17 protein-coding genes are annotated in these 17,842 nt (G+C 59.9%); 4 read left to right on the forward strand and 13 right to left on the reverse strand.

What is annotated here, in order from left to right:
• Positions 1 to 122 precede the first annotated feature (122 nt).
• Positions 123 to 1,406, forward strand: coding sequence for a chloride channel protein (locus tag CLV45_RS03725; RefSeq protein ID WP_100335045.1), 1,284 nt, complete (start codon positions 123 to 125; stop codon positions 1,404 to 1,406).
• Here CLV45_RS03725 and CLV45_RS03730 read toward each other — a convergent pair.
• The 8 genes from CLV45_RS03730 to CLV45_RS03765 form a co-directional block, all read right to left on the reverse strand.
• Complete coding sequence (locus CLV45_RS03730) at positions 1,403 to 2,413, reverse strand: hypothetical protein (protein ID WP_100335046.1); 1,011 nt, start codon at positions 2,411 to 2,413, stop codon at positions 1,403 to 1,405. The genes CLV45_RS03725 and CLV45_RS03730 overlap by 4 nt on opposite strands.
• A 52-nt stretch (positions 2,414 to 2,465) precedes the next feature.
• The gene (locus CLV45_RS03735; protein WP_100335047.1) at positions 2,466 to 3,515 is read right to left on the reverse strand and encodes a cytochrome-c peroxidase; all 1,050 of its coding nucleotides are present in this window, start codon (positions 3,513 to 3,515) and stop codon (positions 2,466 to 2,468) included.
• A 9-nt stretch (positions 3,516 to 3,524) separates the two neighbouring features.
• Positions 3,525 to 4,292 (reverse strand): MbnP family protein, encoded by a 768-nt coding sequence (locus tag CLV45_RS03740; protein WP_100335048.1) that lies wholly within the window; start codon positions 4,290 to 4,292, stop codon positions 3,525 to 3,527.
• Between the two features lie 109 nt (positions 4,293 to 4,401).
• Positions 4,402 to 4,782 (reverse strand): hypothetical protein, encoded by a 381-nt coding sequence (locus CLV45_RS03745; protein WP_100335049.1) that lies wholly within the window; start codon positions 4,780 to 4,782, stop codon positions 4,402 to 4,404.
• An 81-nt stretch (positions 4,783 to 4,863) separates the two neighbouring features.
• Positions 4,864 to 5,391, reverse strand: coding sequence for an NADPH-dependent FMN reductase (locus tag CLV45_RS03750; protein WP_100335050.1), 528 nt, complete (start codon positions 5,389 to 5,391; stop codon positions 4,864 to 4,866).
• Between the two features lie 186 nt (positions 5,392 to 5,577).
• Positions 5,578 to 6,333 (reverse strand): succinate dehydrogenase/fumarate reductase iron-sulfur subunit, encoded by a 756-nt coding sequence (locus tag CLV45_RS03755; RefSeq protein ID WP_100335051.1) that lies wholly within the window; start codon positions 6,331 to 6,333, stop codon positions 5,578 to 5,580.
• Positions 6,334 to 6,483: 150 nt separating this feature from the next.
• The gene (locus tag CLV45_RS03760) at positions 6,484 to 8,418 is read right to left on the reverse strand and encodes a fumarate reductase/succinate dehydrogenase flavoprotein subunit (protein ID WP_100335052.1); all 1,935 of its coding nucleotides are present in this window, start codon (positions 8,416 to 8,418) and stop codon (positions 6,484 to 6,486) included.
• Between the two features lie 20 nt (positions 8,419 to 8,438).
• Positions 8,439 to 9,110 carry a succinate dehydrogenase cytochrome b subunit gene (locus tag CLV45_RS03765; RefSeq protein ID WP_100335053.1) on the reverse strand — a complete coding sequence of 224 codons (672 nt, stop codon included), beginning with the start codon at positions 9,108 to 9,110 and terminating at the stop codon, positions 8,439 to 8,441.
• A 228-nt stretch (positions 9,111 to 9,338) separates the two neighbouring features.
• Here CLV45_RS03765 and CLV45_RS03770 point away from each other — a divergent pair, with 228 nt between their 5' ends.
• Together CLV45_RS03770 and fabD are read left to right on the forward strand one after the other, a co-directional pair.
• On the forward strand, positions 9,339 to 12,218 hold the full coding sequence (locus CLV45_RS03770; protein WP_100335054.1) for a T9SS type B sorting domain-containing protein: 2,880 nt from the start codon (positions 9,339 to 9,341) through the stop codon (positions 12,216 to 12,218).
• A 132-nt stretch (positions 12,219 to 12,350) separates the two neighbouring features.
• The gene (fabD, locus tag CLV45_RS03775) at positions 12,351 to 13,238 is read left to right on the forward strand and encodes an ACP S-malonyltransferase (RefSeq protein ID WP_100335055.1); all 888 of its coding nucleotides are present in this window, start codon (positions 12,351 to 12,353) and stop codon (positions 13,236 to 13,238) included.
• Between the two features lie 110 nt (positions 13,239 to 13,348).
• Here the strand turns inward: fabD and CLV45_RS03780 are convergent, their stop codons facing one another.
• The 3 genes from CLV45_RS03780 to CLV45_RS03790 form a co-directional block, all read right to left on the reverse strand.
• Complete coding sequence (locus CLV45_RS03780) at positions 13,349 to 13,558, reverse strand: cold-shock protein (protein WP_100335056.1); 210 nt, start codon at positions 13,556 to 13,558, stop codon at positions 13,349 to 13,351.
• Between the two features lie 126 nt (positions 13,559 to 13,684).
• Positions 13,685 to 14,170 (reverse strand): 2-amino-4-hydroxy-6-hydroxymethyldihydropteridine diphosphokinase, encoded by a 486-nt coding sequence (folK, locus tag CLV45_RS03785; RefSeq protein WP_100335057.1) that lies wholly within the window; start codon positions 14,168 to 14,170, stop codon positions 13,685 to 13,687.
• Positions 14,171 to 14,269: 99 nt separating this feature from the next.
• On the reverse strand, positions 14,270 to 15,151 hold the full coding sequence (locus CLV45_RS03790) for an alpha/beta hydrolase family protein (protein WP_100335058.1): 882 nt from the start codon (positions 15,149 to 15,151) through the stop codon (positions 14,270 to 14,272).
• A gap of 193 nt (positions 15,152 to 15,344) precedes the next feature.
• Here CLV45_RS03790 and CLV45_RS03795 point away from each other — a divergent pair, with 193 nt between their 5' ends.
• On the forward strand, positions 15,345 to 16,325 hold the full coding sequence (locus CLV45_RS03795; RefSeq protein ID WP_100335059.1) for a polyprenyl synthetase family protein: 981 nt from the start codon (positions 15,345 to 15,347) through the stop codon (positions 16,323 to 16,325).
• A gap of 247 nt (positions 16,326 to 16,572) precedes the next feature.
• Here the strand turns inward: CLV45_RS03795 and CLV45_RS03800 are convergent, their stop codons facing one another.
• Positions 16,573 to 17,181, reverse strand: coding sequence for a hypothetical protein (locus tag CLV45_RS03800; protein WP_100335060.1), 609 nt, complete (start codon positions 17,179 to 17,181; stop codon positions 16,573 to 16,575).
• A gap of 214 nt (positions 17,182 to 17,395) precedes the next feature.
• Positions 17,396 to 17,701, reverse strand: coding sequence for a hypothetical protein (locus CLV45_RS03805; RefSeq protein WP_100335061.1), 306 nt, complete (start codon positions 17,699 to 17,701; stop codon positions 17,396 to 17,398).
• Positions 17,702 to 17,842: the final 141 nt, after the last annotated feature.

A 17,842-nucleotide genomic window follows, 5' to 3' on the forward strand; every position in this document is an offset into this window, starting at 1 on the left:
GTAACACCGGTGCTTCGGCGAATGGTTTCGGGCAGGACAGTAGCTTTTGAATATCCCGCCAGATTCGGGACGGGGCGGCTTTGCGTACCTTCGCCTTTACTCCTCACCTCGCCGTTTGCCGCATGCCCTTTCGGATAGTGTCCCGCCTATGGGCTGAGTACCGGGCTCTGTTGTCGTTTACGGGGCGTTGGCTGCTGATTAGCGCCGCCGTCGGAGCTTTGGCCGGCACCGCCTCGGCCGGGTTTCTGGTGGCGCTGGACTGGGTAACAGCCTGGCGTGAAGCCCATTCCTGGATTCTGGCCGCCCTGCCGGTGGGCGGTTTGCTGGTGGGCCTGCTCTACCACTACTGGGGCCAGCCGGTGGAAGCCGGCAACAACCTGCTGCTCGACGAGATTCACGCGCCCCGGGCCGTGCTGCCGCTGCGCATGGCCCCGTTGGTGCTGCTGGGTACGCTGCTGACGCACTTGTTCGGGGGCTCAGCCGGGCGCGAGGGCACGGCCGTGCAGATGGGTGGGGCCCTGGCCGACCAGCTCACCGGCTGGCTTCGGCTGCGCCCCCACGACCGGACGCTGCTGCTCATTGCCGGTATCAGCGCCGGCTTTGCCTCGGTGTTTGGGACGCCCCTGGCCGGGGCCGTCTTTGGGCTGGAAGTGTTTCTGCTGGGCCGCCTGCGTTACGACGCCATCCTGCCCAGCTTTCTGGCCGCCGCCTGCGCCGACTGGGTTACGCGGGCCTGGGGCGTGGGCCACACAGCTTATCCGTTGCTGGCGGCCCCCGCGCAGTTTTCGTTGCTGGGTTTGGGCAGCGCCGTGGTGGCCGGAGTGGTTTTTGGCCTTACAGCCCGGGTCTTTGCCGCTACCACGCACCTGATAAGAGGGTTTTTCAAGCGGTGGCTGAGTTTTGCACCGTTGCGGCCCATGCTGGGCGGAGCCGTGCTGACATTGCTGGTATGGGCCCTGGGCACAACGGACTACATCGGGCTGGGCATACAGGTTATTGTGCGAGCTTTTGCCGAACCGCTGCCGAGCTACGCCTTTGCCCTGAAGCTGCTGCTGACCGCCCTGACGCTGGGTGCTGGCTTTAAGGGCGGGGAAGTCACGCCGCTGTTCTTCATCGGGGCAGCCCTGGGCAACGCGCTGGCGCCGGTGCTGCCCTTGCCCATGCCCTTGCTGGCGGGCATGGGCTTCGTGGCCGTATTTGCCGGAGCGGCCAACACGCCCCTGGCCTGCCTGCTGATGGGGCTGGAGCTGTTTGGGCAGCAGGGCGGGCTGTACATCGGGGTGGCTTGCGTGGTGAGCTACCTGTTTTCCGGGCACCGCGGCATTTACGGGGCCCAGATGGTGGGGCAGAGCAAGCACGGCCTGTGGGCACGGCAGCAGGGCCGGCGCCTGCGCGACCTACACTAAGCGCCCGGCGGACGACCTTTGAGCAGGTACTTGGTTTGCTTGAAGCTGTAGCCCAGGGCAATTACCATCCGGCCGGCGCTGGCGGGGTGGTCGGTGTTGGCAGTATAGAGGGGAAACTGCGCGCTGGTGTTCAGCGAAAAGTTCTTGTAGTAAATATCCAGGCCCGGGCCCAGCAGGGCGTCGTTCATTTCGTGCTCGTGGGTGAGCTGCCCGTCCAGCATTTCGCCCTTGGTTTTTTCGTAGTAGAGTTGAACCGAAGGATAAATTTGCCACTTCGAGCCCAGGGCCACGCGGTAAAACAGGTTGGCAAAGCTGGCTGTGCTGGGCGCCAGGCTGTTGTCGAACTGGTTGCGGGTGGAGCGGCGGTAGCTCGAGTTCAGGCTCAGGCCCACGTTATGCAAGCTGCCGATGTAGTTCAGGTACACGAAGCCGTCGGTGGTGCCGGTGCCGGGCTGGTTGAGCATGGGGTAGCGCTGCCCACTAGGGCTGGTCCGCCGGTAGTCGCCGGTCGGTAGCTTGAGGCCGCCCCCCAGGATGAGCCGGCTCTGCACGCCCATCGTTTCGATGGCCCGAATCAGGTGGTAGCCGGCAAACACGGTGATGTCGCCCAGGCCGGCCGTGTTGAGCTGGCGGCCGTTGCTCTGGGAGGTGTTCATGACGTAGGGTACAAAGGCGTTCAGCTCCAGTCGTTTGGCTAGAAAATACTTACCCCGCAGCTCCACCACGCGGTACGCTTCGTAGTCAGTGGCGTCGCCCTGGTGGTTGTGCCCGTAGCCCGTATCCTGGTTGGGGTGGCTGGGCGCAAAAGGCTGCACGCCCGCCGGAAAAAACTGGTGCGGCTGCCCGAATTCCTGGTAGCCGTTGAAGATTCGGTAGCGGTGCATCAGCGAAATGCCGCTTTGGTTATCGTAGGGCGTGATGCCCATAAAGCAGCCGCAGATGTCGCAGGCGCGGGCAACTGGGCTCAGCAGACCCAGCAGGGCCAGCGTCAGATATAACTGTTTCATGAATAGCTGAAAGGAAGGTGGTAGGCCGGATTAACCAGAATCCGGCCACGCATTACGGTTTTTCCGACAGGCGTTTGTCGGTCAGAAATTGCTCGTCGGTCAGCGTCTGCAGAAACGCCAGCAAGTCGTCTTTATCCTGTGAGCCTAGGGCTATACCCCGGCTGCCGGCCGCGTTGAGCAGTGGGTCGAGGGTGGGGGAGGGCTGCACACCGCTGGCGTAGTGGTTGAGCACTTCTTCCAGGGTTTGAAAGCGGCCGTCGTGCATGTAGGGCGCCGTGCGGGCTACGTTGCGCAGCGAGGGCACCTTAAACGTGCCCCGGTCGGTGGCCAGCTGGGTAATGTGCGCCCGGCCCGAGTCGGCGGCAAACGTGCGGTCCAGGCCGTTGTTGCGGTAGGAATTGTCGGTAAACAAGTCCGTGCCGTGGCAGGGCGTACATTTCTGGGTCAGCACTGCCAAGCCCCGCAGTTCGGCCGAATTCAAGGTGCCGCCGCTTTCGTGGCGCACGTAGTGGTCGTAGCGGGAGTTGGCTGAAGTCAGAGCCGCCGTAAACTGCGCCAGCGCTTTGAGCAGCTGGTAGGAGTCAATGGGCGTGGTGCCAAATACCCCGGCAAACCGCTCCGCGTACGAAGCATCCGCATTGAGCTTGCGGACCACGTTTGCCATCGTCTCATCCATTTCTACCGCGTTAGTGAGCGGCGCAACGGGCATGGTTTCGATGTGCACCGAGCCCCCGTCCCAGAGGAAATTACGCTGCCAGCGCAGATTCTGCAGGGCCGGAGCGTTGCGCGTGCCCAGCCGCCCATCGATGCCGTGGCTGAGGGTGTGGCCGGCGTGGGAAAAGGCCGCGAACTGCTGGTGGCAGCTGCCGCACGAAATGGTCCCGTCCCGGGAAAGGCGCGGGTCGTAGAATAACGCGCGGCCTAGTTCAAACCCCGCTTTAGTGGGTGGGTTTTGGTCCAAGCCGTAGACGGGCGCCGGAAAATTGCTCGGCAAGATGCTGCCGGGCACCGTTTCGGGCGCTATTTCTGCCTCGGGCTGGCAGCTGGCCACAAGCAGTGCCACTAGCCCCAGGGCCAGCAGCACCGTGGGTGTGCGTTGCATGGGCCGGCCTTAGTTGGCGTGGATATGGTCGATGCGGAACATGCCGGCCGCGTAATTGTCGGCCAGCTGCACGGCCGCCGCGCCCGGCATGTGGGGCGCGCTGAAGGTGGCAAACCGCACTTCCGTAGGCCCGGTCAGGATCTTTAGCACGTCGACTTTAAGGTGCATTTCGGGCGCGTGGTCGGTCCGGATCAGCAGCTTGGTGCCGCTCGGGAAGGCCGGCGACACGGTCCGGATGGCGTTGTTGGGGCCCTCGAAGCCGCCAATGTGGTAGGTAAAAGCCCCCGCACTGGCCTCGGGCGACTTGCCCTCTAGCTTCAGGAAAATATAGCCCGTGTTCCAGCTCCAGAACATGTCGCTCGGCGACAAAGCGCCCTGCTGGGCCCCGGCCGTATTGCGGGCCGCATCAACCCCGATGGTAAAAGTAATACCAGTGTAGTCGCCCACGGGTACTTGGTCCAGGGTCAGCACTTTCGAGTCGGGGCGGGCGGCATCGACCAGGTAGTAGCTTTCGGGCTGCACGTATTCGCTGCCGTCCTCTTTGCGCAGACGAATATTAGAAATGTAGTAGCGCAGCGTGCTCACCGAGAAATGGTCACCGCTCGGGGTGGAGTAGTTGGGCGTGGCTGCGTTTAGTACAAGGCTGCTGGCACCCACCACGTGGTCCATTTCAAGGTCAAGCTTGCCCACTTGGGGCTTGGCATCCGCATCTTTTTTGCAGCTACTGAAGGAAACGGACAGGGCGGCCAGAGCCAGGAAAAGCTGGTAAAATTTCATCTTCGAAAAACAGGAGTAAAACCAAATGAACGGCAGCACGAGGCGCTACTCGGTTAAGAGTAGGGCCAGCGTTGCCTGGCTACTGGGGAAGTAGCCAAACCGGTTGGAATTAAGCCTGGGAAGACGGGGGATGAAAAATGCTGTGCGCCGGCGAGAAGCAGTACGACACAGCCGCCAGCCGGCCGAAGCGGGTTGGGGCGGCCGGCCAGATAGCCGGCCCCACTACCAGGGCCCGCAGGGGTAACACGGCGTCGTATTTCACCTTAGCAAAGCCGCCCGCGGGAGCTTTACTCTCGGACGAGGTGGCTTGGCGCAGCTTTTTCGCCAGGTGGCACTTGCCGTTGCAGTGCAGCTTCGGTTTGTCCTTGTTAACGCAGAACAGCTCGGTAATCCGCTCCTTGTGCAACTGATAATCCACTACCACCAGCTCCCGACTAAACGTCTGGAGCAGAATAAGGGTGGTGAGCAGATAAGCCAGCGTACGTGCCACAAGGAGAAATCAGTACCGGGAAGAGGGCCAAATATACGGGCTGGGCCCCAGAAGCGGCTTGGCGCCGACGCGAAATCGGCTTTAGGAAGCTACTAGTTGCTCGGCTTGGTCTTTTAACAGCTGCAGATAGAGCGAGTTGTCGAGTTCTCCGTTGCTGAGCAGGTATTGGTCGAGGCTGGGCAGGCGCACCCGGGCCGGCAGCACCAGCGTCCCGAGGTACATCAGAATGTCGGTCAGGTGGCTCAGCGCCAGCAGCCCGCCCTGAGTGCCGGCGCTCAGGCCGACCAGGGCCGCTTGTTTGCCCCGAATGCCGCCGGGGTAGGGCAGCCCGTCGATGAAGGACTTGAGCACGCCGGGAATCGAGCAGTTGTACTCGGGCACGATAAACACGAGCTTATTGGCCGTTTCGGCCTGCCGCACCAGCTTGTTGAAGGCTTCGTGCTTGCCCGTATTCTCGTACAGGGCTGAACTGGTAAAGTCGCCGGGCAAGTCGGCCAGGTCTAGAATCTGGTAATCGGCACCCAATTCTTCAAGCAGGCCAGCGTAAATGTTGGCAATGCGGCGGGCACGGGAGGCTGGGCGGTTGGTGCCAGCAATGATAGTAATCATGCGGGAAGAGCAGAAAAGAAGGACGGGCTACAGGGCCGCGGGGTCGCTAAGCTAGTGCAGTAAGCTACAACTCCCGCAGAATGTTGGGGCGGGGCCCAACAAAGTAGTGCTGGCTACAAAAGAAAAGAGCGGAACGAGGCCTCGTTCCGCTCTTTCACCGCCCTCGGGCAGCTTGTTTTCCAATCCTTACGAGAGGTTGTTGGACGTAGCCTTGGCCGCCAGAAACTCGCGGTTCAGGATGGCAATGTTTTCCAGCGAAATGCCCACGGGGCACTCGGCGGCACAGGAGCCAATGTTAGAGCAGGCACCGAAGCCTTCTTTGTCCATCTGGGCCACCATGTTTTCCACGCGGGTTTTGCGCTCTACCTGGCCTTGGGGCAGCAAGGCCAGCTGCGACACCTTGGCCGAAACGAACAGCATGGCCGAGGCATTTTTGCAGGCCGCAACGCAGGCGCCGCAGCCAATGCAGGTGGCCGCTTCGAAGGCGCGGTCGGCAATGTCCTTGGGCACCGGAATTTCGTTGCCGTCGGGCACCCCGCCGGTATTGACGCTCACGTAGCCACCGGCCTGGATAATCCGGTCGAAAGCCGAGCGGTCTACGCTCAGATCCTTGTTAACGGGAAAAGCGTTAGCGCGCCAAGGCTCAATGGTAATCGTGTCGCCATCGGAGAACTTGCGCATGTGCAGCTGGCAGGTGGTAGTGCCGGCCTCCGGACCATGGGCCCGACCGTTGATGAACAAGTTGCACGAGCCGCAGATACCCTCGCGGCAGTCGTGGTCGAAGGCTACTGGGTCATCGCCGCGGCGCAGCAGGTCTTCGTTGAGTACATCCAGCATTTCCAGAAACGACATCTCAGGGGAAATGTCCTTTACCTGGTAATCTACAATTTGGCCTTGGGCATTGCGGTTTTTCTGCCGCCACACCTTCAGCGTGAGGTTCATTGGTTTGGCATTTGGGTTACTTCCAGCCATCTTATCGGGAATTTTGAATTTTGAGTTTTAAATGTTGAATGGGTACTATTTGAAGTGTACCGTGCCGCCAGTGTGAAAACAATGGCTAGCACGGCACAATTCAACTCTCAAAATTCAACATTACTTATAGCTGCGCTGGGTCAGCTTCACGTTTTCGAACTGCAACTCTTCCTTGTTCAGGATTTCCGGCTGATTGTCGCCCGTGTACTGCCAGGCGGCCACGTAGGCGTACTGGTCGTCGTTACGCAGGGCTTCCCCTTCCGGCGTCTGGTACTCCTCGCGGAAGTGGCCACCGCAGCTTTCGTTGCGGTCCAGGGCGTCGTCCACCATCAGTTCGCCTAGTTCAAGAAAGTCGGCAACGCGGCCAGCTTTTTCCAGGGACTGGTTGAGTTCCTCGTTAGTCCCCACCAGTTTCAGGTCGCTCCAGAACTCCTTGCGCAGCTTCTGGATTTCCTGCTTGGCGTGGCGCAAGCCTTCGGCGTTGCGGGCCATGCCGCAGTATTCCCACATGATGTGGCCCAAGTGCTTGTGGAAGTCATCCGGGGTGCGGGTGCCGTTGATGCTCAGGAACTGCTGAATCCGGCTCCGCACTTCGGCCTCGGCTTCGGCAAACGCCGGGTGCTCGGTCGTAACTGGCGTGGGTGCCGTTTGAGCCAGGTAATCCCCGATAGTGTAGGGAATCACGAAGTAGCCGTCGGCCAGGCCCTGCATCAGGGCCGAAGCGCCGAGGCGGTTAGCGCCGTGGTCGGAGAAGTTGCATTCGCCGGTGGCGTAGAGGCCGGGCACCGTGGTTTGCAGGTTATAATCTACCCAGAGGCCACCCATCGTGTAGTGCACGGCGGGGTAAATGCGCATGGGCTCCTCGTAGGGGTTTTCGCCGGTAATCTTGGCGTACATATCGAAGAGGTTGCCGTACTTCTGGCTTACCCAGTCGGCTCCATTGCGCTTGATGGCGTCGGCAAAGTCGAGGTAGACGGCCAGGCCGCTGCTACCTACGCCGCGTCCTTCGTCGCACATCATCTTGGCGTTACGCGAGGCTACGTCGCGGGGTACGAGGTTACCAAAAGCGGGGTATTTCCGCTCCAGGAAGTAGTCCCGGTCTTCTTCGCGAATGTCGCTCACCCGAATTTCGCCCTTGCGCAGGCGCTCCGCAGTGGCTTGCTCCTTGGGCACCCACACGCGGCCGTCGTTGCGCAGCGACTCCGACATCAGCGTCAGCTTCGACTGGTAGTCGCCCGATACGGGGATACAGGTGGGGTGAATCTGGGTGAAGCAGGGGTTGGCGAAATAGGCGCCCTTCTTGTGGGCGCGCCACGCGGCCGTGGCGTTGGAGTACTTGGCGTTGGTGCTCAGATAGAACACGTTGCCGTAGCCGCCGGTAGCCAGCACCACGGCGTGGGCCGAGTGCTGCTGAATCTCGCCCGAAATCAAATTGCGGGTGATGATGCCGCGGGCTTTACCGTCGACGACCACCAGATCCAGCATTTCGGAGCGGGTGTAGAGCTTTACCTTACCGTAGGCAATCTGCCGGCTCAGGGCCGAGTAGGCACCCAATAGGAGCTGCTGTCCGGTTTGGCCGCGGGCGTAGAACGTACGGCTTACCTGGGCCCCCCCGAAGGAGCGGTTCGCCAGCAGGCCACCGTATTCACGGGCGAAAGGCACACCCTGGGCCACGCACTGGTCGATAATGTTGACCGATACCTGGGCCAGGCGGTACACGTTGGCTTCGCGGGCCCGGTAGTCACCGCCTTTCACCGTGTCGTAGAACAGACGGAAGATTGAGTCGCCGTCGTTCTGGTAGTTTTTAGCGGCGTTGATACCCCCCTGCGCCGCAATGGAGTGGGCGCGACGGGGCGAATCGTGGAAGGTGAAGGCCTTCACATTGTAGCCCAGCTCGGCCAGGGAGGCCGCAGCCGAAGCCCCAGCCAAGCCGGTGCCTACCACAATGATGTCGTACTTCCGCTTGTTGGCGGGGTTTACGAGCTTCACATTGAACTTGTGCTTCTCCCACTTCTCGGCCAAGGGCCCCTCGGGAATTTTGGAATCCAGTATCATCGGATGGACGAGGTTAGGATTTATTTAAAAAAGTAGAAGTACAAGGGCATGGCTGCGAAACCGGCCGAAACCAGCACCGAAAAGGCGTAGCCCACGAACTTAATGGCGGGGGTATATTTGCGGTGGTTCAGACCCAGGGTCTGGAAGGCACTGCGGAAGCCGTGAATGAGGTGGTAACCCAAGGCAACCTGGGCCACAACGTAGAGAATCACGTACCAGAGCTGCTTAAACGAGCTGGCAACCAGCGTGTAGAGGTCAGCGTTGTTGTTGATGTCCGGATCCAGCTCCCCGAAACGGGCGCGGTAGAAGAAGTTGTACAGGTGAACCAACAGGAAAATCAGGATGATGGTGCCCAGTAGGCCCATGTTGCGCGACTGCCAGGGGCTGTTCTGCTCGGCGTGGTTGCTGGTGTAGTTGCTGCCGCGGGCCGTCTTGTTGCGCTGGGTCAGCACAATCGACTCGTAGATGTGGAAGCCGAAGCCCAGGACCAAGACCCATTCGACCGTGCGAATCAGCGGATTGGTGCCCATAAAGTGGGAGTAGACATTGAAAGCTTGCCCACCATCGTCCTTGAACAACTGCAAGTTGCCCACGAGGTGAACAACCAAAAAAGAGCACAGAAACAGGCCGGTGATGGCCATGATAATCTTGCGGCCAATGCTACTGGAAAACGTTTTACTGATCCAACTCATAGGAGCTACTGGTGGTTTTGAAACGGTCGGTTGTATCGGTCAAAGGTACACGCGGACCATGTACTAAACAATCCGAATTAGCGTTAACTGGGGTGGTGAATCAATCTTGGGCTAATCCCGTTAGAGAATCACACCACTGAAGCAACCCGGTTAACCTCTTTTTTGTTAGGATTCTACCAGGGTTTTCTCGACCTTCTTCTTATCTCAGCTTACAAATTGTTCCTTTCTATGAGCCTTTCTTTACCACGGAGTGCTGGTAAGTGGGTCATGGTGCTGATAGTCAATGTGCTATGCCTGCTAGGGCTGCATCATACGGCAGAGGCATCCCACTTGCGGGCTGGTGATATTCAAGCCAAAAGCGACACTACCTATCCTTTTGGGGACAAGCGCAACAACCCGCGCCGCATCTTCTTCAAAATGGTGACCTATACGGATGCCACCTCCTCGGTCGACGAGGAGCAAATCACCATTTTCTATGGGGACGGGACTGGCAGCGGCCTGCGTGGCATTCCGCGCTTCAGCAAAACCCGGATTACGCCCGATACTTACCGCAACGTCTACTACTTCGAGCATACCTACAATGCCGACCGTAGCTACGTGGTAAGTTACATCGGGGAAAACCGGAACAAGGGGGTGCAGAACATGAGTGAATCGGACAACCAGTCCATTTACATTGCCACCCGCATCACCATCGACCCCGGCATCGGCATCAACCGCTCGCCGGTGCTCAATGCTCCCGCTATTGACAAGGCCAGCTTCGAGCAGGTATTTCTGCACGCGCCAGCCGCCACCGATGCCGATAGAGACTCGCTCTCATATGAGCTGTTGGTAAGTCAGCAGGCCGGGCTAATTGAAAATGCCATTCGCAACAACAACACGCCGACTCCGCGGCCTACCACCAACTTTGTATATCCCAACCTGGTGTCGCCGCCCGGCAAACGGGTACCTTACCTGGGCGACCCCGGCGGAGAAGGAGCCACGTTCACCATTGACCCGAAGTCGGGCCTGATCGTCTGGAATTCGCCCAGCCGCCTGGGGGACTTCAACGTGGCACTTATTGTTCGGGAGTGGCGGCGGACGGAATTTGGCGTCCGGGAGATTGGCTACGTTATCCGGGATATGCAAATTCAGGTGCTGCCCACTGATAACAAGCGGCCGACGGTGAATATCCCGGCGGATATCTGCGTTGTGGCCGGGGTAGAGGTGCGCAAGAAAATTACGGCCACTGACCCTGACAACAACCCGGTAATTATTGAAGGCTACAGTGACCTTTTTGGTCGCAAAGTAGCCCCGGCTACTTTTGTGCAAAGAGGGCGGGGGCCGGTCCCGGTGGCCGAAGGTATTCTGCGTTGGACGCCAGAGTGCACCGACGTCGCTGCCCAGCCTTACCAGATTGTATTCAAGGCCACCGACCAGCCCGAGTCGCCTAAGGTGGCCCTCATCGACGAAAAGATACTGCGGATCAGAGTAGTGGGCCCCCGGCCGGGCAACGTGCGGGCCCGACAGAACCAGAATAACGTGCTGCTCACCTGGGACCGTTACGCGTGTCAGAACGCGAGTCGGCTGCTGATTTTCCGTAAAGAAGGTTGTACCACTGCCGCAACCGACACCTGCCAGACGGGTATTCCGGCCGAGTCGGGCTACGAGCAGATTGCCGTGCTCACCGACGTGTCGCTGCAGTCTTACCTCGACAATGGGAGCATTTCCAAGCTGCAGCGTGGCCGCACCTATAGCTACCGTATTTACGCCGAATTTCCGCTGCCTGCCGGCGGTGCCAGTCTGGCCTCGCTGGAAGCCTGCGTAACGATGGAAGGTCGGGCGGCCGTACTGACCAACGCCACTATCGACGTGACGGACCGCGCCAAGGGGCAGGTTACGGTACGCTGGACCCAGCCCAAAATAATTGGCGACTTCCCAACGCCCACCGGCTACCGGCTCTACCGGGGCCCGGGCCGCAGCGCCACCCAGGCGCAGTCCAAACTGGTGCACACTACCGCTAATCTGGTCGATACCGTCTTTGTGGATCAGAACCGCAACACTGCGGATAGTCTGTTTACCTACCGGCTGGAGCATTATTACCAGGACCCCTCCAACCCTTCCACTCCGATAGTGGAACGGTCGGGCCCGGCTAGTACAGTGCGCCTGTTCGGCGAGTCGAACGCTACCGGTACCCAGGTGCTGCTGAACTGGACCTATAAAGTGCCCTGGAATAACCGGCTGCCCGGCCGCAACGCCGTTGTCTATCGGCGCACTGGGCCCACGGGCGCCTTTGCCCAGCTGGATCTGGTGCCGGCCCGGGATACGTCGTACGTAGACGATGGTAAGAAGCTGCCCCTGGTGCCCGGACAAGTATATTACTACTATGTGCGAACCAACGGCAGCTACAGCTCGCCATCCATCAAGGACACGCTGCTGAACCTGAGCCAGCAAGTACCGGTGCTGGTAACGCCCATTCCCTGCCCGCCCGTGGTGACGGTGCAAAGTGACTGCGAGGAACTCAAGAACCGGGTGCTGAACCGCCCTGGCTACTTCCCCAACGAAACCGACCGGTTTAGCCACACCCTCAAATGGACGGTTGACAGCAAAGGCACGCCGGACTGCAGCACCGATATTGTCTATTTCCGCATCTTCTACCGGCGTTCTGGCGAGCAAAATTTTGTGCTGATTGACTCTACCAGCGGCCCCGTCAATACCTACCTACACCAGAACCTGACCGAGCGTGGGGGCTGCTATAAAGTGCAGTCGGTGGGACGGCTAGGTGGGCGCCGTAGCGCGCTGAGTGCCGAAGCCTGCGCCGAAAACTGCGTCGTATTCGAGTTGCCCAACATCTTCACGCCCAACGGCGACGGAATCAACGACACGTTCCGGCCCCGGGTGGCTTCGCCGCTGCGCAAAGTGCACTTCCAGGCCTTCAACCGCTGGGGCGTGAAAGTATTCGACGGCGACGCGGACCCCAACATCAACTGGACCGGTAATGCTACTTCCGGCGAGCGGGGCAAGGGTGTACAGGTGCCCGACGGGGTATACTACTACTTGGCCGAAGTGGAGTTTGCCGACGACAACTCGACCAAAATTACTTACAAAGGCTGGGTGGAAATAACGCACTAGCGTAATCCACTGCCGCAGAGAAACCCGCTTCCAGGCTTGGAAGCGGGTTTTTTTATTCCCGTATCTTGTCGGCCCAATTACCCCACTGAACTTTCCTCACTCCTTCATTCCCGCCTTCACCTCCTTTATAGTATGAAAGCAGTTGTTTTCCCCGGCCAGGGCAGCCAGTTTACTGGCATGGGCCGCGACCTGTACGAGCAGCAGCCCGCCGCCCGCCGGCTCATGGACCAAGCCAACGAAATCCTGGGCTTCCGCCTCACCGACGTCATGTTTACCGGTTCCGAGGAGGACCTGCGCCGCACGGATGTAACCCAGCCCGCCATCTTCCTGCACTCCGTGGCTTTGGCCGCCACGCTGCCCGACCTGCGCCCCGATATGGTAGCGGGCCACTCCCTGGGGGAGTTTTCGGCGCTGGTAGCGGCCCAGGTGCTCAAGTTTGAGGATGCCCTGCAACTGGTAGCCCGGCGCGCCCAGGCCATGCAGGCCGCCTGTCAGGAGCAGCCCGGTACCATGGCCGCCATCCTCGGCCTCGACGACGACACCACGGTGCGTATCTGCCAGGAAATAACCCAGGCCGGCAACGTGGTAGTAGCCGCCAACTTCAACTGCCCGGGCCAATTGGTCATTTCCGGTTCTCAGCGCGGTATCGAGCTGGCCTGTGAGCAGCTTAAGGCCGCCGGGGCCAAGCGGGCCCTGCCGCTGCCCGTGGGCGGTGCCTTCCACTCGCCCCTGATGCAGTCGGCTGAGGCTGCCCTGGCCCAGGCCATTGAGCGGACCCAGTTTGCGGCCGGCCTGTGTGCCGTGTACCAGAACGTGGACGCGGCCCCGCACCGCGACCCGGACGAAATTCGCCAGAACCTGGTGCGCCAGCTCACGGCCCCGGTGCGCTGGACCCAGAGCGTGCAGCGCATGGTGCAGGACGGCGCCACCGAATTTGTGGAGTGTGGCCCGGGCAAAGTGCTGTTGGGTTTGGTCAAGAAGATAGCGCCGGAAGCGGCGGGCAGCTCGGCTGCGGGGTAATCATTTGTAATTGTCCAAGAAAAAGCGCCTTGTGGGAAGTCTTCCACAAGGCGCTTTTTCTATGCCGGTAGCAGGGGCTGCCCACGGCGGCAAGAGTCTTACAGCCTCTATTAGGTCTGGCTGTCTACGTTTTCTGCCGTCAGTCCCTTCGGGCCCGATACCACGTCGAAGCTGACCCGCTGACCCTCGTGAATGCCCCTGAAGCCGGGAGTGCGGATGTTGCTATGATGCAGAAATACATCTTCTCCTTTATTATCACTGGTAATGAAACCGAATCCTTTAGAATCGTTATACCATTTTACTACACCGGTTTCGGGCATATTATTAAGCGCTGAGTGGGAGAGGGAAAAGTCGTAGCAATGTGAATTGCCGACCAGAAAAAGGTCGTAGCAACTAAGCCAAAGTAGGCAAAATTTCCCGGACGAATTGAGTCGAAGCTTCTGGTACTAGTCGGCTGCCCTCTTGACGGGCAGCTCATCCGCACACTGCGCCAACAGCTCCGCCACCTTTTTATTCAGCCCGGGATGCAGTACCTGCGCTGCAATTTCGGCCAGCGGCACCAGCGCGAAGCGGCGTTCCGGCAGGCGGGGGTGGGGCACCTGCAGCTCGGGCAAATCCAGAACCAGGTCGTCATAGAGCAGAATGTCCACGTCCAGGGTGCGGGCGTCCCAGCGGATACGCCTTTCGCGGCCGGCCAGCTGCTCCGCGGCCAGGCAGGCGGCCAGCAAATCGAGCGGGGAGAGCGGCGTATCGAGCTGCACGGCCTGGTTGAGGAAGGCTGGCTGGTCGGTAAGGCCCCAGGCGGCCGTTTCGTACAGCCCCGATACGGCTGCCACGGTACCGGCCGTTGCTGCCAACCGCTGCACGGCCGCCTGCAAGGTGGCGGTCCGGTCGCCGAGGTTGGAGCCGAGCAAAAGGTAGGCGGTAGGCATAAGGCAGCAGTAGAGTGGGCAGAAGGGTTTGGAGCATATTTTCTAAAATCTTAAAAATATGCTCCAAACTAGGTTGAGGCCAGGAATGCCCTGGTGGGGCTACGTAATGGCCGGTAAGCCCCGGAAAAACGCAATAGTTTTGTCGGCAATAAGCTGGGCTAGCTCCGGCAGCTGGTCTTCCTCCCAAGGGTGCTTGCCGCCGAACATGTGGCCCGCGCCGGGTACCACGCCCAGCTCGGCGGCGGGCTGGTAGCTTTTTAGCTCGTGGGCCATCTGCACCGGCAAGGTTTCGTCCTGGTCGCCGTGCAGAATGAGCAGGGGCTGGCGGAGCTTGTCGCGCACGTTGGCCGCAATGTCGAGGCGGGGCTGGTTGGCGTAGTAGTCTTCCACGAGCTGGTAGTAGAGCGGCATTTGCTGCTTGGTGCGGGCATTTTCGATGTACTGCACGCCACTTTGCTGCCACTGCTGCATCACTGGCTCGGGCCAGCGCGGATTCACGCTGCTAATGGCCGCCCAGGTGGCCACGGCCGTCACCCGCGCATCTTCGGCGGCCTTGAGCAGCACGATACCCCCGCCGCGGCTGTGACCTATCAGGTAGATCCGGCCTAGGTCGACTTCGGCCGCGGGCAGCACCGAAGAGCCGGGGTTGGTTAAGTAGTCGAGCAGGGTGCCCAGGTCGTTGAGCTCCAGGCTGAAGTTGTTGCGGCCGAAAGCTTCCATATCCTCCAGGTCGCCGCTGCCGCCGGGCACCACGCCGTTGTGCGACAAATTCAGCTTTACAAACACGAAGCCGTGGGCGGCAAAGTAGTCGGCCAGCACGTTGAAGTGGCCCCAGTCCTTGAAGCCTTTGAACCCGTGCACGAACACCACCACCGGCTTGGGTCGCCCATCCGGCCGGAAGCGGGCATCGGCGGCAAAGGGCCGGGTATGGTGGGGCGAGGTGAGCAGAAACTCGATGTGAATAGGAGCGGAGGTCGGCATGGCAAAATGGTTTGGCGGCAAGGTAACAGTCGGCGCCCAAGTTTGCGTTGCCGGCCGCGCCTGGGCAAAGTAGCTGGCAAAAACTCTTCAGCACCGCTCTTGGTTAGGAAACCGCCGCGGCGCCCCGTATCATTGCAGCGCTTTGAGCTGCCACGGCGGCTTCTTGGCCGCTTTGAGTTGCTCAAGCCCTTGCATGAAAAGTACCCTGGATGTCATACAGGCCCCCATTGCGGCCGAAATGGAGGAATTTGAACGCAAATTCCGCGCTTCCATGCAAACCAATGTGCTGCTGCTCGACAAAATCATGGGCTACATTGTCAAGCGCAAGGGCAAGCAGATCCGGCCGATGTTCGTGTTTTTCACGGCCAAAATCAGCGGCGGCGACCCCATGCCCGAAGCCACGTTTCGCGGCGCAGCCCTGATTGAGCTCCTGCACACGGCCACGCTCGTACACGACGACGTGGTGGACGAGAGCAACTACCGCCGGGGCTTTTTTTCCATCAATGCCCTCTGGAAAAACAAGATTGCCGTACTCGTGGGCGACTATCTGTTGTCGCGCGGCATGGCCCTGGCCCTGGAGCACGACGATTTTGACCTGCTCAAAATCGTGAACAACGCCGTGCGGGAGCTGAGTGAAGGCGAGCTGCTGCAAATCGAAAAAGCCCGCCGCCTCGATATCACCGAGGACGTGTACTTCGACATCATCCGGCAGAAAACGGCCTCCCTGATTGCGTCCTGCTGCGCCGTGGGCGCTGCCTCGGCCGGTTCCGACAAAGCTACTGTGGAGCGGGCCCGGCTCTTCGGCGAGAAAGTGGGCATGGCCTTTCAGATCAAAGACGACCTGTTCGACTTCGGTACCGACGAAATCGGCAAGCCCGTGGGCATCGACATCAAGGAGAAAAAGATGACTCTGCCGCTGATTTACGCCCTGCAGCAGGCCGACTGGCTCACCAAGCGCCGCGTCATCTTCAACGTGAAAAACAACGAGGGCCGCCGCGACCGGGTCCAGGCCGTCATCGACTTCGTCAAAAAATCCGGGGGCCTCGACTACGCCATTACTGTCATGAAGCGCTACCGCGACGAGGCCCTGAGCATTCTGCACAGTTTCCCCGAATCCCCGTCCCGCACCTCCTTGGAGCAGCTCATCAACTTCACCATCGAGCGGGAGAAGTAATTTGTAATGTGCTAATGTGGAGGAATGTGCTCAGGTGCTGATGTGTCCTTGCGAGCAACGCGAAGCCATCCGTCCCCTGCGCAGCACGACCCGCCCTTTTACCAGAAAGCCCTTTCCTACTTGCGTGGGAAAGGGCTTTTCACGTGAGAAGGCTCAGTACATTTCAGAGGACGGATTGCTTCGGCGCACGCCTCGCAAGGACACGTCCTTTATATTAGCACCTCAGCACATTCCCCGCATCAGCACATTATTTGGCGTTGGCGCGGACGCGGAATTTGAAGGAGCCGGATACGGGCTTGATAACGCCGCGCGTGCCGTTGAGAATTTCCTGCATCTGCATCTGGTAGCGGGCTTTGATTTCGAAGAGCGAGTATTTGCCTTCGTGGCCCACGTATTTCACGGCCAGGATTTCGTTGTAGGAGTTGTCGGCCTTGCCGGCCAGGCTCACCAGGCGGCCGCTGCTCCCGTCGGTAGTGGGCACTTTGTGGGACAGTTCGTAGGCGCCGGAGTTGTCCTGGTATTCCCCAATGGCGTATTTGCCCAGGGCCGAGGGCTGCACCAGCGTGGAGCTGTCGGCCGGATACGTAAAGTAGAAAGATGCACTCGTGGATGCGGAAGTAGCCCCCACGTAAGCCACTTTGGTGCTCACGGTGCTAAAACCCAGGTTCAGAGCCGTGCAGTCGATGTGCCGTTCCCAGTCGGGCGTTTTGAAGGCAAAGTGTAGGCTTTCGCTAACCGTTTGCGAAGGCGAAGGGTCGTTTTCCTTGCCGTCTTCGAAGCAGGAGGCCAGGCCCAGGGAAGTAGTGAGGCCGAGAGCTAGCAGGGCCAGCCGATTGGTGAGAAAAGGTAAAGTCATAATTGCAATAGAGCGAGAGTGAAGAAGTGTGAGCGGTGGTCCGACCCCAAGGTTCCGGGAGTTTTCCTCTTGCAAAGCTCCGGCTTCGCCCTGCCGCCTACAATACCCACTTATGGGTATTTCGCTCCCCCGCCGTGCCGGCTGCTTTGGCGCCGGACACAAAAAGCCCCATTGGCGCCGGCCAATGGGGCTTTGGTAAAAAGTAAGCCGGGAATTACTCCGCCGCTACCTGGTAGGCTACGCTTTCGGGCTTGACATCCGAGACGTCGAACATAACGCCGTCGAAGGTGCTTTTTACGGTTATTTCGTGGGTCATGTCGCAGCCCGGGCACTTGATTTCCTCTTTCTCGAACTGTCCATCGTCTTCCATAGAGTTGGCCAGGTGGTCGGGAGCCGGCACGCCGATCAGGTCGGTGAATACTTCCGTCTGACACTGGTTGCACTCGAATTTAAGTCCGACGGTGCGGCCCTGCAGTTCATCGACGGGGGCGGGGGTATTGGCTTTTTGCTGAATCCACATAAGGTGAGGGGTTTGGTTTGGAAAGAGTCGGAACAAGGGTGGAGTAGGGCCGGAGCCCTGCCGTAGCTTACGAGGCTACCCCGAAAAAAGATAAACCCGGCCGGATGGCCCGCTGCGCCCGCGCGGTTACTTTTGGCTGCG

Source organism: Hymenobacter chitinivorans DSM 11115 (assembly GCF_002797555.1).
GTDB classification, from domain to species: domain Bacteria; phylum Bacteroidota; class Bacteroidia; order Cytophagales; family Hymenobacteraceae; genus Hymenobacter; species Hymenobacter chitinivorans.